Source organism: Alcaligenes sp. 1735tsa3, from assembly GCF_024134565.1.
In the GTDB taxonomy this organism is placed as follows: domain Bacteria; phylum Pseudomonadota; class Gammaproteobacteria; order Burkholderiales; family Burkholderiaceae_B; genus Alcaligenes; species Alcaligenes phenolicus.
The window spans coordinates 1,236,631-1,251,675 of the sequence record NZ_CP099862.1 but is presented as its reverse complement, the minus strand read 5'-3'; the positions used below and the strand labels follow the sequence as shown (position 1 = coordinate 1,251,675).

General features: G+C 58.0%; 14 protein-coding genes. 8 read left to right on the top strand and 6 right to left on the bottom strand.

The genetic code is table 11. The features are described from left to right. Nucleotides 1-5: 5 nt before the first annotated feature. On the bottom strand, nt 6-722 hold the full coding sequence (locus NIZ92_RS05700; protein WP_009461640.1) for an SDR family oxidoreductase: 717 nt from the start codon (nt 720-722) through the stop codon (nt 6-8). 18 nt (nt 723-740) lie between these two features. After that, the gene (gene alr, locus NIZ92_RS05695) at nt 741-1,871 is read right to left on the bottom strand and encodes an alanine racemase (protein ID WP_009461638.1); all 1,131 of its coding nucleotides are present in this window, start codon (nt 1,869-1,871) and stop codon (nt 741-743) included. 70 nt (nt 1,872-1,941) lie between these two features. On the opposite strand from alr, the gene hpnC reads away from it, so the two are divergent. Genes hpnC through hpnE form a run of 3 tightly spaced genes read left to right on the top strand, consistent with a single transcriptional unit; the run spans nt 1,942 to nt 4,955 of the window. Next, on the top strand, nt 1,942-2,802 hold the full coding sequence (gene hpnC, locus NIZ92_RS05690) for a squalene synthase HpnC (protein ID WP_251196127.1): 861 nt from the start codon (nt 1,942-1,944) through the stop codon (nt 2,800-2,802). Between the two features lie 6 nt (nt 2,803-2,808). Beyond that, on the top strand, nt 2,809-3,672 hold the full coding sequence (gene hpnD, locus NIZ92_RS05685; protein ID WP_254002836.1) for a presqualene diphosphate synthase HpnD: 864 nt from the start codon (nt 2,809-2,811) through the stop codon (nt 3,670-3,672). Then, a complete protein-coding gene (hpnE, locus tag NIZ92_RS05680; RefSeq protein ID WP_254002835.1) occupies nt 3,669-4,955 on the top strand; it encodes a hydroxysqualene dehydroxylase HpnE in 1,287 nt (428 codons plus the stop codon). The genes hpnD and hpnE overlap by 4 nt, the downstream gene beginning before the upstream one ends. Before the next feature lie 310 nt (nt 4,956-5,265). Here hpnE and speG read toward each other — a convergent pair whose 3' ends face one another. The 4 genes from speG to alaC all read right to left on the bottom strand — a co-directional run bounded on the left by speG (nt 5,266) and on the right by alaC (nt 10,026). Beyond that, nucleotides 5,266-5,823, bottom strand: a complete 558-nt coding sequence (speG, locus tag NIZ92_RS05675) for a spermidine N1-acetyltransferase (RefSeq protein ID WP_009461630.1) — start codon at nt 5,821-5,823, stop codon at nt 5,266-5,268. 311 nt (nt 5,824-6,134) lie between these two features. Further along, nucleotides 6,135-7,544: a threonine synthase gene (gene thrC, locus NIZ92_RS05670; protein ID WP_009461628.1), complete on the bottom strand. Its 1,410-nt coding sequence runs from the start codon at nt 7,542-7,544 to the stop codon at nt 6,135-6,137. Then, on the bottom strand, nt 7,544-8,842 hold the full coding sequence (locus NIZ92_RS05665; RefSeq protein WP_022983573.1) for a homoserine dehydrogenase: 1,299 nt from the start codon (nt 8,840-8,842) through the stop codon (nt 7,544-7,546). Before NIZ92_RS05665 ends, thrC begins: the two co-directional genes overlap by 1 nt. Then, a complete protein-coding gene (gene alaC, locus NIZ92_RS05660) occupies nt 8,839-10,026 on the bottom strand; it encodes an alanine transaminase (protein ID WP_026484343.1) in 1,188 nt (395 codons plus the stop codon). Before alaC ends, NIZ92_RS05665 begins: the two co-directional genes overlap by 4 nt. A gap of 167 nt (nt 10,027-10,193) precedes the next feature. On the opposite strand from alaC, the gene NIZ92_RS05655 reads away from it, so the two are divergent. From NIZ92_RS05655 to NIZ92_RS05635, 5 genes are all read left to right on the top strand, one after another. Next, nucleotides 10,194-10,637, top strand: coding sequence for an Mth938-like domain-containing protein (locus NIZ92_RS05655; RefSeq protein WP_009457563.1), 444 nt, complete (start codon nt 10,194-10,196; stop codon nt 10,635-10,637). Beyond that, nucleotides 10,634-11,101 (top strand): peroxiredoxin, encoded by a 468-nt coding sequence (locus NIZ92_RS05650; protein WP_009457565.1) that lies wholly within the window; start codon nt 10,634-10,636, stop codon nt 11,099-11,101. The genes NIZ92_RS05655 and NIZ92_RS05650 overlap by 4 nt, the downstream gene beginning before the upstream one ends. A gap of 52 nt (nt 11,102-11,153) precedes the next feature. Beyond that, nucleotides 11,154-12,878 (top strand): PhoH family protein, encoded by a 1,725-nt coding sequence (locus NIZ92_RS05645; protein WP_060185752.1) that lies wholly within the window; start codon nt 11,154-11,156, stop codon nt 12,876-12,878. A gap of 115 nt (nt 12,879-12,993) precedes the next feature. Further along, nucleotides 12,994-13,986, top strand: a complete 993-nt coding sequence (pdxA, locus tag NIZ92_RS05640) for a 4-hydroxythreonine-4-phosphate dehydrogenase PdxA (RefSeq protein ID WP_035270748.1) — start codon at nt 12,994-12,996, stop codon at nt 13,984-13,986. Then, on the top strand, nt 13,983-14,954 hold the full coding sequence (locus tag NIZ92_RS05635) for a bile acid:sodium symporter family protein (RefSeq protein WP_254002834.1): 972 nt from the start codon (nt 13,983-13,985) through the stop codon (nt 14,952-14,954). The genes pdxA and NIZ92_RS05635 overlap by 4 nt, the downstream gene beginning before the upstream one ends. Nucleotides 14,955-15,045: the final 91 nt, after the last annotated feature.

Below are 15,045 nucleotides of genomic sequence, written 5' to 3'. Positions count from 1 at the left end.
ATTCCTTAACGTCCGGCCAAGCTGCCACCGCCATCCACGCCCAGGTTCTGGCCGGTGATATAAGCGGCTTCATCGCTTAGCAAGAAGGTAACCGCAGCAGCCACTTCGGCCGCCTGCCCAAAACGTCCCAAAGGAATGGAGGACAGGCTGCGCTGTTCGGCTTCGCTGCCGACGGGATGATTGGCACGGAACAATTCGGTTTCGATCGGACCAGGAGAGACCGCATTGACGGTAATGCCGTAAGGAGCCAATTCCAAGGCCCAGGTGCGGGTACAACCCAGCAAGGCACTTTTGGCCGCGGCATAGCTGGTGCGATCGGAACCGCCGTGCACAACACGACTGCAAATATTGACGATGCGGCCTTCCTTGCGCGCTTTCATCGAAGGGATGAAAGCCTGGGCCACTTGCACCGCCACACGCACATTCAGGTCAAACACCTGATAAAGATTGCCCAGGTCCACCTGACCAATCGGTTCGGGCGCGACCATACCTACGTTGTTCACCACCGCATCGACGGGATATTTTTCGCGGATAACGCGCAGCATTTCCTCGGTTTCGCCTGCATTGCTCAAATCGCAGGAGTACAGATATCCGGGGAAATCAATGCTTTCGGTGTGGCGGGCCAGACCCACAACGTGGGCCCCGGCATCAGCCAGCCTTTGGCTGATTGCCCAGCCGATTCCTTTGGTAGCGCCGGTAACGAGTACACATTTATTTTTCATGGCTATGCCTTGTTGGTGTTAATCCTGGATGACGCGCGGCACGCGTGGGGCCACCGCGCAAATCAATTCGTAGCCCAGGGTTCCGGCTGCCGCAGCAACCTCATCCACACTGGGCCCGCCTTGACCGAACAACACCGCCTGACTGCCTACACCGGCGGCGGGCACCGGGGTCAGGTCGACTGCCAGCATGTCCATGGACACACGACCGAGCAAACGAGTGCGCACCCCATTCACGGTAATGGGGGTGCCAGTTCCCGCGTGACGCGGGTAACCGTCGGCATAGCCACAAGCCACCACGCCAATACGCATGGCCTGCTCGGCAATGTACGTATGGCCGTAGCCAATACCCTCGCCCTGCTTGACGCCGCGCACGCTGATCAGCTCTGCGGCCAGAGTCATACCAGGCTGCAGGCCGAAGTCCTCGGCGCTGATGTCCGCAAAAGGAGAGCTGCCGTACAGACAGATACCGGGGCGTACCCAGTGATCCGGACCGGAGGGCATGTATGCACCCAGGTCAGGGCTTAGTGTTGCCGCTGAATTACACACACTGACCGGGCCCGGCAAGCCGTCGGTGATCCGGTTAAAGCAGCGAATCTGCTCCAGCGTGGCGTCAATATTGTCGTCAGCGCGCGCAAAGTGCGTCATGCGCCCCACGGTTCCCAGCTTGCCCGCTTTTTGCAGACGCTGAGCGCGTTCGAAGGCGGCGGGGTAATCGTCCACGCTGAAACCCAGACGGTTCATGCCGCTATTGAGCTTGACCATGGCATTCAAGGCCACCCCGCCCTTCCACTGCTCCAGCATCTTGAGCTGCTCGTGGCAATGAATGACAGTGGTCAGGCCAAACTCGGCCAGCACATCCAGATCTTCAGGCTGGAAAAAACCTTCCAGCAACATGATGGGGCCGGTCCAACCGGCAGCCCGACAACGTATGGCTTCTTTCAGGTCCAGCATCGCCATGCCTTCGGCGGCACTGAATGCCCGCACTGCATTTTCGATGTCATGACCGTAAGCATTGGCCTTCATGACGGCCCAGATATGGGGCCGTTTTACGCCGGATGGAGCCGTGGCGTTATTCAGGCTCTGAATAACCATATCGAGATTGTGACGCAGTGACGCAATATGAATGGTGGCCGAGATAGGACGTGGCATGGTTCTCCCCGAAGCAATACGAAAGTCTAAACCAGCCCTAGTGGAAACGAAAGCCGTATACTGGCGGACTATGTCTATCGAGCACTATGAAAACTTCCCTGTCGCCTCTGTGCTGCTACCTCGTCGGCTACGCCGACCGGTCACCGATATTTATCGTTTTGCCCGCAGCGCCGACGACATTGCTGATGAAGGCGATTTAAGCGCTGCCGAGCGCCTGGAACTGCTGGCGCAGTTCGAAGCCGGAATAGAACAACTGCAATATCACCAGCCCGTCCTGGCCGATACCCCGCACAGTGAAATTTTTGTCCCTCTGGCCAGCAGCATCAGCAACTTCCAGTTGCCGCTCAAGCCTTTTCTGGACCTGCTGTCTGCGTTTCGCCAGGATGTCACCACTCATCGCTATAGCGATATGGCCCAGGTGCTGGATTACTGTACCCGCTCGGCCAATCCGGTCGGCCGTTTGATGCTGCATCTGTATCAAGCCCACAGCCCGGAGCTGGTCGAGATGGCCGACTCCACCTGTACCGGGCTGCAACTGGTTAATTTCTGGCAGGACGTGGCACTGGACTGGCACAAGAACCGTGTCTATATCCCGCAAGACCTGCTGGCCCAATATGATCTGGATGATGATTACATCCAGGCCCGTACCCAGCTGCTGCGTCAGCCCGAGGCCGATGCCCGCTGGCAGGAAATGATGCAGTTGCTGGTTACCGATGCCCGTCAACGCCTGCAAGCCGGGCTGCTGCTGTCCAGCTATCTGTCCGGGCGCATCAGCCTGGAACTGAAAATGATGGTATTGGGCGGCCTGCGTATTCTGGAACGCCTGGAAGCGGTAAAGTTTGATGTCTTCAGCCATCGTCCCACCCTGTCCCGCCTGGACTGGCTACGCCTGATTACCCGCGGCTTGAGCCGTACCCCTTACCGACCCTGAACGTCCATGAGCCCAGACGAGTATTGTCAGAACAAGGCAGCCCAGAGCGGCTCCAGTTTTTACTACGCCTTTTTGTTTCTGCCGCCTGAACGCCGCCGTGCCATCACGGCGCTGTACGCGTTTTGCCGCGAGGTGGACGACGTGGTGGACGAGGTTCACGAGGAATCGGTTGCCCGCATGAAGCTGGTCTGGTGGCGCACGCAAGTGGCCGATCTGTACGAAGGCCGTGCCCATCACCCGGTCATGCAGGCCCTGGCACCGCATATCAAGGCGTTCGATCTGCCTCAGGAGGAGCTGCTGGCCGTGATTGACGGCATGGAAATGGATCTGGACCAGGTTCGCTACCAAAGCTGGAGCGAGCTGGAACGCTACTGTTGGCACGCCGCCAGCGTGGTGGGACTGCTGTCGGCGCGTATTTTTGGCCAAACCCAGGAGCAGACCAGCGATTATGCCCAAAAACTGGGCCTGGCTTTTCAGTTGACCAATATCATCCGTGATGTGGGCGATGACGCTCGTCGTGGCCGCATCTACCTGCCCCAGGAAGATCTGGACAAGTTTGGTGTGTCACCTCACGAGATCCTGGATCAGCAGCATTCGGAGCGCTTCGAGGCCCTGATGGCCTTTCAAACCGAACGCGCCCAGGACTTGTACCGCCAGGCCATGCGCGCCCTGCCCGCCGCTGATCGCCGGGCACAACGCCCAGGCCTGTTGATGGCCGCCATCTACCATGCCCTGCTGGTAGAAATTGCCAATGATCGCTGGCATGTGCTGGAGCAGCGCATTTCGCTGACACCCATTCGTAAATTCTGGTTGGCCTGGAAAACCTGGGTATCGGGCGGCCGCAGCTTGCAACGCAAACTGGGCCGATGAAAGTCGCGGTTATCGGGGCGGGCTGGGCGGGCTGTGCTGCCGCCTGGCGGCTGAAGACGCAAGGCCATCAGGTCAGTGTCTTTGAAGCCTCGCGCCATATAGGCGGGCGTGCCCGCCGCATCCACAGCCCCAATCTGGGGCGTGATACTGATAACGGCCAGCACATCATGCTGGGCGCCTACTCCGTCATTCTGGGTTTGATGGGAGAAATCGGGCTGGACGAAGCATCCCGTCTGGAACGCAAGGATCTGGACGTGATCTCGGCCGATGGGCGCTTTCGCCTGCGCAATCGCCCCTTGCCTGCCCCCTTCCATTTATTGACTGGCCTGCTGGGCGCCCAGGGCCTGAGCTGGTCGCAGAAAATCAAGCTGGCACGTTTTTGCCGCTGGCTGATGAAACAGCAATGGCGCACCCCGGATGGTCTGACGGTTTTGCAGCTCCTGGAGCAGCATCAGCAAGACAGCCATGTCATCCGTTTGTTCTGGCAGCCGCTCTGCGTGGCGGCCATGAACACGCCCATTGAGCAAGCCTGCGCCCAACTATTTGCCCATGTCTTGCGCGACAGCCTGGGCGGTCCCCGGCAAGCCAGCCAAACCTTGATTCCCTTGATGGATTTAAGCCAGCTCTGGTGCGAGCCCGCCCTGCGTGACATTCAGCTACAGCTGGGCCACAGAGTACAAAGACTGGAACTGACAGAGTCAGGTGTACAAATTGACGGCCTGCAGTTTGATGCAGCCATTGTGGCCTGCCCTCCCGTCCAGGCTGCGCGCCTGCTGCATAGCCTACCCAGCAGCCCGGCCAGCGAACAACTGCTGGCCGATCTGGAAGCCTTCGGCTACATCCCTATTGCCACCCTGTATCTGGAATTGGAACAGGCCTGGAATCTGCCCCATTCCATGTTGATGCTGGACGATAAAAGCGGCAGTGGTGGCCAATGGCTGTTTGATCACAGCGCCCTGAAACCGGGCAGCGGTGAAACGCTGGTGGGGATCGTCATCAGCGATGCTGTGCGCCTGCAAGCGCTGGACCGCGAGCAGGCCATTGCCGCGATCATCGAGCAGGTACGCAGCCAGACCCGGCACCTGAAAGCCATGCCTGCCATACGGGCCAGCGAGCTGATTATCGAAAAACGGGCCACGTTTGCGGCTGTGCCCGGTCTGCGTCGCCCTTCGGTAGCGACACCTTGGCCAGCTATTCGCCTGGCAGGCGACTGGACCGATACCGGCTACCCCGGTGTGCTGGAAGGAGCTGTGCGCAGCGGTCTGAAAGCGGCACATCTATAAGCACCAGCTCTGAGCGCATCACAGCTGGAAAGAATCTGCCGAGTAACCGTCTTCCCTGCCACCCGTTTATCCAGCTCTTGCTCTACCGCCGACCGAGCTCTGCTTGGTGTAGCCTGGCTTGAACCGTGGGCTCGGCTTTGGCAACTACTCTGACTAGTACGGCATCCGCCCTTTGCAAAGCAGTCCTGCACAAACCAGCAAACACTCACTACGCATCAAGGCAATCAAACAGAGTCATGCCCAGAAACCCGGCCATCAGCGAAGGCCTCGTTTAAGACACCCGTAACACAAGCGCTATTGAGGCAAAACACTATTGTGCCGACGGTGTCAGCAACGTTTGCGCAGGCTTATGAGCGGCCAGAAACTCCGATTGAAACAGGCACATGCGCACCACATCCCGATATTGGCCGTTAATGAAGAACTCGTGCTTGAGCTCGCCTTCCACCTGAAAACCAAACTTCTGATAAATGTGAATCGCCTTGTGGTTTTCCTTGTCCACAATCAGCACGATCTTGTACAGGTTCAGCACTCCAAAGCCGTACTCGATAGCCAGCTTGGTCGCCCGCGAGGCAATGCCCTTGCCCTGGAACTCCGGCGCAATAATGATCTGGAACTCTGCCCGGCGGTGTACATAATCAATTTCCACCAGTTCCACCACGCCGGACGGCTGCCCTTCCCACTCCACAACGAAACGACGTTCACGCTGATCGTGAATATGCTCATCGTACAGAGCCGCCAGCTCGCCATAGGTTTCGTAAGGTTCTTCGAACCAGTAGCGCATCACGCTGGCGTTATTGTCCAGCAAATGCACAAAGCGCAAATCTTCGCGCTCCAGAGGGCGTAATTTAACGTGAGTCGTTTTACTCATGATTTTTCTATCCTTTCTCTATGTTCGATAGACGAGCCGCCTATCTGCCTATACCAAAGGCCATAGACATCATGCCCGCATATCGTGTGTTTTTGATGAAGGGCTGATAGAAAAAGTTCAGTTGGCTGCGAAACCACAGCCCTGCCGGTCTTGCAGCGAAACCGGCCAAAAACGCAAAAACCCCGATTTTGATATTCCTGTATAGCAAACTGAACATCAGTCAGGCCAGCAGGAATATCAAAATCGGGGTTTGAAACTACTACCTAGCCGCCAGGCATGCGCTAGCACCAGGCCAGCGCAGGTAGCGGGCATCAGGTTGGGGCGTGTTCCTCGATGTAGCGACGTACTTGAGCTACATCCGAATCCATCACCACCACCTTCTGTGGCAAGTCTGCCAGACCGGTCAGGTGCGCAGGCACCGGAGCGGGCTGACCAATCGCTTCTTCGATTGTCTCGGAGAACTTGGCAGGCAGCGCGGTTTCCAGCACCAGCATGGGGATGCCTTCTTCGCGGAAGTTCTGAGCCACCTTGACGGCGTCTGCCGTGTGCGGGTCGATCAGAGTCTGGTACTGCTTGTTCACCTGAGCAATGGTGTTCAGACGATCCTGGTGCGAGCTGGCACCAGCCACAAAGCCGAACTCTTCCTGGAAGCGTGGCAGATGCTCGCTCAGGTCGAATTGGCCTTCTTTGGCCAGCTGCTCCCACAATGCCTTGACCTTGCTACCATCACGGCCCAGCAGATCAAACACAAAGCGCTCGAAGTTGGAGGCGCGGGAAATGTCCATGGATGGGCTGGACGTGGCGTAAGTTTGCTCGGAACCACGGGGACGATAAATACCGGTGCGGAAGAACTCTTCCAGCACGTTGTTTTCGTTGGTGGCCAGAACCAGCTTGGCGATAGGCAGACCCATCTGACGGGCAATGTGGCCCGACAGAATATTGCCGAAGTTACCCGAAGGAACAGCAAACGAAACCTTTTGACCGGCCTGGTTCGTGCTGCGCAGCCAGCCCCAGAAGTAGTACACCACCTGAGCCGAAATGCGGGCCCAGTTAATGGAGTTCACGGCGCCCAAATGCCATTTGGACTTGAACTCCAGATCACCCGCCAAGGCCTTGACGATGTCCTGGCAATCATCGAACACACCTTTCACCGACAGGTTGTGGATGTTTTCGTCTTGCAAGGAGTACATCTGAGCGCGTTGGAAAGCACTCATGCGACCGTAAGGCGAGAGCATGAACACGCTGACGCCACGCTTGCCGCGCAAGGCGTATTCAGCCGCCGAACCCGTGTCGCCAGACGTGGCACCCACAATGTTCAAGGTGCTGTTGCGCTGTGTCAGCACGTATTCGAAAACCTGGCCCAGGAACTGCATGGCCATGTCTTTAAAAGCCAGCGTTGGGCCTTGGGACAAGCCCAGCAAGGAGAAACCGGGTTCCAGTTCCTTGACCGGTACCACCTGCTCGCTGTCGAACACGCCAGGGGCGTAAGCACGTGCCGTCAAGGCGGACAGTTCATCAGCCGGAATATCGGTGACGAACAGGCCCAGCACTTTGGCGGCCAGTTCGGGGTAGCTCAGGGCGCGCCAGGACTCCAGCGTTTCTGCACTGACTTGAGGGTAGCTCTCTGGCATGGCCAAACCGCCATCCGGAGCCAAGCCTTCCAGCAAGATGTCCGAAAATGGCTGGGCCTTCATGCCGCCACGAGTAGAGATGTAATTCATTACAGGTTCTCCACGCGCAGACGGGTCACGGCAGACTGAACAAAAGGCAGATTCTGAATCTGGCTGATCGCACCATTGATGGCACCTTCACGCGCCTCGTGCGTCAGGAAGATGATATCGGCCTGTTCACCGGCTGGCTCCTGGAACATGGAACCGATCGAGATCGAGGCTTGAGCCAGAATGCGGGCCACATCAGCCAGCACACCAGGACGGTCGTCCACACGCAAGCGCAGGTAGTACGAGGACACCACCTCATCCATAGGCAGGATGGGGGTATCGGACATGGCGTTGTGCTGGAAGGCCAGGTAAGGCACGCGGTGTTCGGGTTCTGCAGTTTGCAGACGGGTCACGTCCACCAGATCGGCCACCACCGCCGACGCGGTTGGCAAGGCACCGGCACCGGCACCGTAGTACACGGTCTGGCCCACGGCGTCGCCATGCACCAGCACCGCGTTCATGGCACCTTGCACATTGGCCAGCATGCTTTGCAGCGGAACCAAGGTGGGGTGTACGCGCAGTTCGATACCTTCTTCACGGGCGCGGGTAATACCCAGCAGCTTGATGTTGTAGCCCAGGCGTTGTGCGTGTTGCAGGTCTTCCAGTGCCAGGCTGGTAATGCCTTCCACGTGAGCCTTGCTAAATTGCACGGGGATACCAAAGGCCAGGGAGGCTAGCAGGCTCAGCTTGTGCGCAGCATCCACACCTTCAATGTCGAAAGTAGGATCGGCTTCGGCGTAACCCAGACGCTGGGCATCGGCCAGGGCTTCAGCAAAGCTGACACCACGGTTGCGCATTTCGGACAGGATGTAGTTGGTGGTGCCGTTGATAATGCCGGCCAGCCACTGAATACGGTTGGCCGTCAGGCCTTCGCGAATTGCCTTGATGATAGGAATACCACCGGCCACAGCGGCTTCGAAGGCCACCATGACGCTACGCTCGTGAGCAGCGGCAAAAATCTTGTTGCCATGCTTGGCCAGCAGCGCCTTGTTGGCGGTGACCACGTGCTTGCCCTGGGCAATGGCTTCCATGACCCACTCGCGTGCCAGGGTGTCGCCACCCACCAGCTCGACCACAATATCGATCTCGGGGTTGCGCACCACATCCATGCCGTCTGTGGTCAGGGTGACCTCGTCCCCCACCAGCGCGCGTGCCTTTTCCAGGTCACGCACAGCAATAGCGACCACCTCAATACGGCGACCGGCGCGGCGAGCGATTTCATCTGCATTGCGTTTCAATACGTTCCAGGTGCCGCTGCCAACCACACCCAAACCCAGCAAACCTACTTTGATAGGACTCATTGAACAAATCCGTCCTTACGGAACATTTCTTTGATGCCGCGTACCGCCTGACGGGTACGTTGCTCGTTTTCGATCAGCGCAAAGCGCACATAGTTGTCGCCATACTCACCAAAGCCGATGCCGGGGGATACGGCTACTTTGGCATCGCTCAGTAAGCGCTTGGCAAACTCCAGCGAACCGATGTCCTTGTAGAACTCGGGAATCTTGGCCCAGATATACATTGATGCCTTGGGGACATCGACCATCCAGCCTGCTTCATGCAGGCCCTTGGCCAATACGTCGCGACGGCGGCGGTACTGCTCCACCACCTCGCTGACACAATCTTGTGGTCCTTCCAGCGCCGCAATGGCGGCCACCTGAATCGGTGTGAAGGTACCGTAGTCGTGATAGCTCTTGATACGTGCCAGGGCATTGACCAAGGACTCGTTCCCCACCATGAAGCCAATACGCCAGCCGGCCATATTGTAGCTTTTGCTCATGGTAAAAAACTCGACTGCGACATCGCGCGCACCTTCCACCTGCATGATGGAGGGGGCCACGTAGCCGTCAAAGGTAATGTCGGCATAGGCCAGATCGTGTACCACCAGAATATTGTGCTCGCGTGCCAGCGCCACAATACGCTCAAAAAAGGACAGTTCCACACATTGGGCCGTCGGATTGCTGGGAAAACCCAGAATCATCATTTTGGGCTTGGGAATGGACTCCCGCACGGCTTTTTCGATTTCCTCGAAAAAGTCCACGCCGGGGACCATGGGCACCGAACGGATATTCGCGCCGGCAATGACGGCACCATATATATGAATCGGGTAGCTGGGGTTGGGCACCAGAACGGTGTCGCCCTTGTCCAGGGTTGCCAGCATCAAGTGGGCCAGACCTTCTTTGGAACCGATGGTAACGATCGCTTCACTATCAGGATCCAAGTGCACATTGTAGCGGCGCTCGTACCAATTGGTCACGGCTCGGCGCAGACGCGGAATGCCTTTGGAGACAGAATAACCATGAGTGTCCGGGCGGGTGGCCGCCTCGACCAGCTTTTCCACGATGTGCGCCGGTGTCGCGCCGTCCGGGTTCCCCATGGACATGTCGATAATGTCCTCGCCACGACGGCGGGCGGCCATTTTCAGCTCGCCTGTAATGTTGAACACGTAAGGCGGCAAACGCTCGATGCGCGGAAAGCGAATCATGACATTCCTTGAGAAGAAAACAGCGAAGACCCAAACCAAAAGGTGCGAAGTAAATCAAAGAGTTTAATCCATGATTGACTTACTGAGAATCACTGCAAACAGATCAGGTGCCGCATCGTCCCTGACTCTTTGCGCTATCATCGACCCTGTAACGGGAGAGACTCATCGTGCAACTGCAACGCGAACACAATCCAGCCATGAATGCCATCACCGCTTACGGTGAGGACTATGTGGCAATCAACTTTCAAAACCACGATCATTCCATCTTCTTTAGCCCTGAAGGTCCTGTGCAGGACCTGGCCATTCAAAGCGCAACCGAGCTGACAGCCCCGTTGCTGCGCCGGATTGCCGGACTGGAATCGGTCAAGCAAGACCCCATGGCCTTTCTGGACGACGCCCCGCCGGCGCGCCCTGACAACGCCCCCGAATTGATCTTGATTGGGACTGGCCAGCGCCAACACTTTCTGCACCCGGCTGTCACGCAGGAAATGCTGCAGTGGGGCATAGGTGTGGAAATCATGGATACCCAGGCCGCCGCCAGAACCTACAATATCCTCATGTCCGAAGGCCGCAAAGTTGTCGCCGCCTTACTCATACAGGAAAAAGCATGACAGCCCTACAAATTGGTGCCCCCATCCCCGACTTTTCCGTGCCCTCCACCCAGGGCGAGTTCAGCGCCGCTGACCTGAAAGGAAAAATGACAGTGTTGTACTTTTACCCCAAAGACAACACGCCGGGCTGCACCACCGAGTCCCAGAATTTCCGCGATGCCCTGCCCGAATTTCAGGCTGCAGGCGCGCAAATCATTGGCGTTTCGCGCGACTCGCTCAGTTCGCACGAACGTTTTATCGACAAGCAAGCCCTGACTTTCCCTTTGCTTGCCGACACCGAAGAGCGCTTGTGCGAACTGTTTGGGGTCATGAAAATGAAAAACATGTACGGTAAACAGGTACGTGGCATCGAGCGCAGCACCTTTTTGATCGACGCCCAAGGTGTGTTGATTCAAGAATGGCGTGGCATCAAAGTGCCCGGCCACGTCCAAGCTGTATTACAGGCTGTTCAGCAAGCCGCCTGAAACCTTACCGTGCCGACTTGCAGGTCGGCACACAACCAGGAGTACGTGTTATATGCCGCTACCAACGTTGCCCACCAAGCTGGGAACCCTGCTTAGCGAAAAAGATGACAGTGTCATCCTTGCCGATCCACCCGTACCACTAGACGAACCCGACACTCCCCCCGCCAGCCCCAAAGCCGCCCCCAGTAAAGCGGCTGCTACGCCACGCTCCAAAAAGCCTGCGCCCGTCAAAACGGCGCCCGCGGCCCCCGCAGCAGCGCCTGCGCCCGCCAGTGTGGCCAAAGCAGCTCCCAGCAAAAGCGCTGCCGCCAGCCCTGCCCAGGCTCCCAAGCCTGTCGCCGGCGCAGCCAGCAAACGCACCCGTCTGGCCCCCACCCAGCGCAAATTGTTTGTGCTGGATACCAACGTCTTGCTGCACGACTCCAATTCGCTGTTCAAATTTGAAGAGCACGACATCTTCCTGCCCATGATGGTGCTGGAAGAGCTGGATCACCAGAAAAAGGGCCTGTCCGAAGTGGCTCGTAATGCACGTCAGGTCAGCCGCTCCCTGGAAGGTCTGGTGGGCGATCATGGTCTGGACAAGCCCATCAATCTGGATGGCATCGGCAATACCGAAGCGCGTGGCGCCGTCACCTTCCAGACCAGCGCTCTGGATACCACCCTGCCTATCCAGCTGCCGCTGGGCAAGGCGGACAACGCCATTTTGGCCGTGGTCAATGCTCTGACCCAGAGCATGCCCAAACGCGAAGTGGTGCTGGTATCCAAAGACATCAATATGCGCCTGAAGGCCAAGGCACTGGGCCTGCTGGCCGAAGACTACCGCCACGACCACGTACTGGATGACTCCGACTTGCTGTACGACGGGGTCATGCCCTTGCCGGACAATTTCTGGACCAAGCACGGCAAGAACATGGAGTCCTGGCAACAGGGTGGCACCACCTTCTACCGTATCAGCGGGCCGCTGTGCAGCCAGTTCATGGTCAACCAGTTCGTATTTACCGAAGGCGACGATCCCTTGTATGCCCAGGTACGCGAAACCGCTGGCAATACCGCCGTACTGGCCACCTTGCGCGACTACAGTCACGGCAAGAACAACGTCTGGGGCATTACGGCTCGCAACCGCGAACAGAACTTTGCCCTGAACCTGTTGATGAACCCGGACTTTGATTTCGTCTCCCTGCTGGGCCATGCCGGTACGGGTAAAACGCTGCTGGCCCTGGCCAGTGCGTTGACCCAAACCCTGGAGACCAAGCGCTACAACGAGATCATCATCACCCGTGCCACCGTGCCGGTGGGGGATGACATCGGCTTCCTGCCGGGTACCGAGGAAGAGAAAATGCAGCCCTGGATGGGTGCGCTTGAGGACAACCTGGAAGTGCTGCATCTGGGCACCGGCAAGTCCTCCAGCAACCTGAACAACCCCCAAGGCACCGAGGCTCCGCGCAACTCCACCATGGAACTGGTGCGCTCCAAGATCAAGGTCAAATCCCTGAGCTTCATGCGCGGTCGTACCTTCATGAACAAGTTCCTGATCATCGACGAGGCGCAGAACCTGACGCCCAAGCAGATGAAAACACTGGTGACGCGCGCCGGTCCAGGAACTAAAATTGTCTGCTTGGGCAATATTGCCCAGATCGACACGCCCTACCTGACCGAGGGCAGTTCGGGGCTGACCTACGTAGTAGACCGATTCAAAGGCTGGCCGCATGCAGGCCACATTACCTTGCAACGTGGTGAGCGCTCCCGTCTGGCCGATTACGCCAGCGACGCACTCTAAACCGAATCGCTACTCACTCAAACCGGGTCCTGGACCCGGTTTTTTTTTACCGCCAGGCTGCATCAAGGCCAACAAGCACAGCAAAGACGCAGCTTGGGGATTTTTAATGACTGTTATGAAACGTACCGCACAGCCCATTGGGCTTACCATGGGCGATGCCGCTGGCATAGGCCCGGAAATTATTGCCCGCCTGATTGTTGAAGGCCTGCCCCACCCCGCCGTAGTCTATGGCGATGCGGGTGCGCTGCGCCGTGCCCTGACACTGATTGGCGCCGACCAGGACTGGCACGTCGAGGAGGTGGAGCAGCCTGTTTGCACACCCAAGGGGCTCATTGCCGTCCTGAATCGCTGGCAAGCCCTGCCCGACGATCTGCCCTATGGCGAAGTTAACGCTCAGGCCGGACGCGGCGCCTACGAATACCTGTGCCACGCTATTGATGATGCCCAAGCCGGTCTGATCCGTGCCATCGTCACCGCCCCACTGAACAAGCTGGCCATGCAAAAAGGCGGTATCGATGCCCCTGGCCACACCGAGATTCTGGCCGAGCGCAGCCACACCGAGCACTACGCCATGATGCTGGCTAACGAACACTTGCGCTCCATTCTGGTCACCATTCATGAGCCGCTGGCCCGTGTCCCTTCCCTGATTACTACAGAACGCGTCTTGCAAACCATCCGGCTGGCACAGTTGGCCTGCACCCAGGCCGGGATCGCCAAGCCCCGTGTGGCTGTGGCAGGCTTGAACCCCCATGCCGGTGAGGGTGGCAAATTCGGCTCTGAGGATATTGAGCAGATCACACCGGCCATTGAACAAGCCTGCGCCGAAGGCATCCAGGCCAGCGGCCCCTGGCCTGGCGATACGATTTTCATGCGAGCTCGTCAGGGAGAGTTCGATATTGTGGTGGCCCAGTACCATGACCAGGGGCTGATTCCCATCAAGCTGCTGGGTCTGGACGAAGGCGTGAACGTGACGGTGGGTCTGCCCTTTATTCGCACCAGTGTCGACCACGGCACCGCGTACGACATTGCCGGACAGGGTAAGGCCGACGCCTCCTCCCTGGGCTATGCCTACCGTATGGCTCTTTCCATGAGCGCGCATCAAGCATGATCAAGCGCTTACCGATTGACCCGTTTTTGCTGAAGCTGTTTGCCACTGTTGCTCTTGCCAGCCTGCTGCCCGCCCAAGGTTGGGGCGTGCCTCTGTTCCAACACATCACGCAGATCGCGATTGCCCTGCTGTTCTTTCTGCATGGTGCCCGCCTGTCTCGTGAGGCTATCTGGGGCGGCTTGTCCCACTGGCGTTTGCACCTGTTGATTCTGTCCGTCACCTTTGTGCTCTTCCCGATTCTCGGCAGTGGCGTGGCGGCTGTGCTGCGTCCCTGGCTAACCGACAATCTGTACCTGGGAATTCTGTTTCTGGCTTGCCTGCCCAGCACCGTGCAATCTGCGGTGGCGCTGACCTCAATGGCTAGAGGGAATGTGCCGGTGTCGATTTGCAGCGCCTCGGCCTCCACCTTGCTGGGGGTGTTCATCACTCCCTTGCTGGTCGGCATCATGCTGGCAGGTGCCACCAGCGCCCAGGCCACCGTGTCGCTGGAGGCGGTGGGAAAGATCATGCTGCAGCTATTTTTCCCCTTTGTCTTCGGGCATATGCTGCGTCCCCTGATCGGAGCCTGGGTCATGAAGCGCCAGCAACTGCTGAAAGTCGTGGATCAGGGATCGATTCTGCTAGTGGTGTATACGGCTTTTTCAGGCGCGGTGGTGGGCGGCCTGTGGTCCTCCACCCCATTGAGTGCCTTGGGACTGATTGTGCTGTCCAACGCCGTTCTGCTGACCTTGGCGCAAGTGCTGGCCTGGAACCTGGGGCGCTGGCTGGGCTTTTCCTTTGAGGACCGTGTCAGCCTGCTAATGTGTGGTTCCAATAAAAGCCTGAGCAGCGGCATCCCGATTGCCAATGTCATTTTCCCCAGTGCCATGGTCGGGCCTATCATCTTGCCGATCATGTTGTTTCACCAGTGGCAGCTACTGGTATGTGCATGGCTGGCGAAAAGACTGGCGGCTCGGAGTGAAAACTAAGAGAACGACGAACCTCCTCGCCTGACTACCCATACACGCTGAACGATGAATAAAAAAGAGGCATACCAAGGTATGCCTCTTTTTTGTCCTG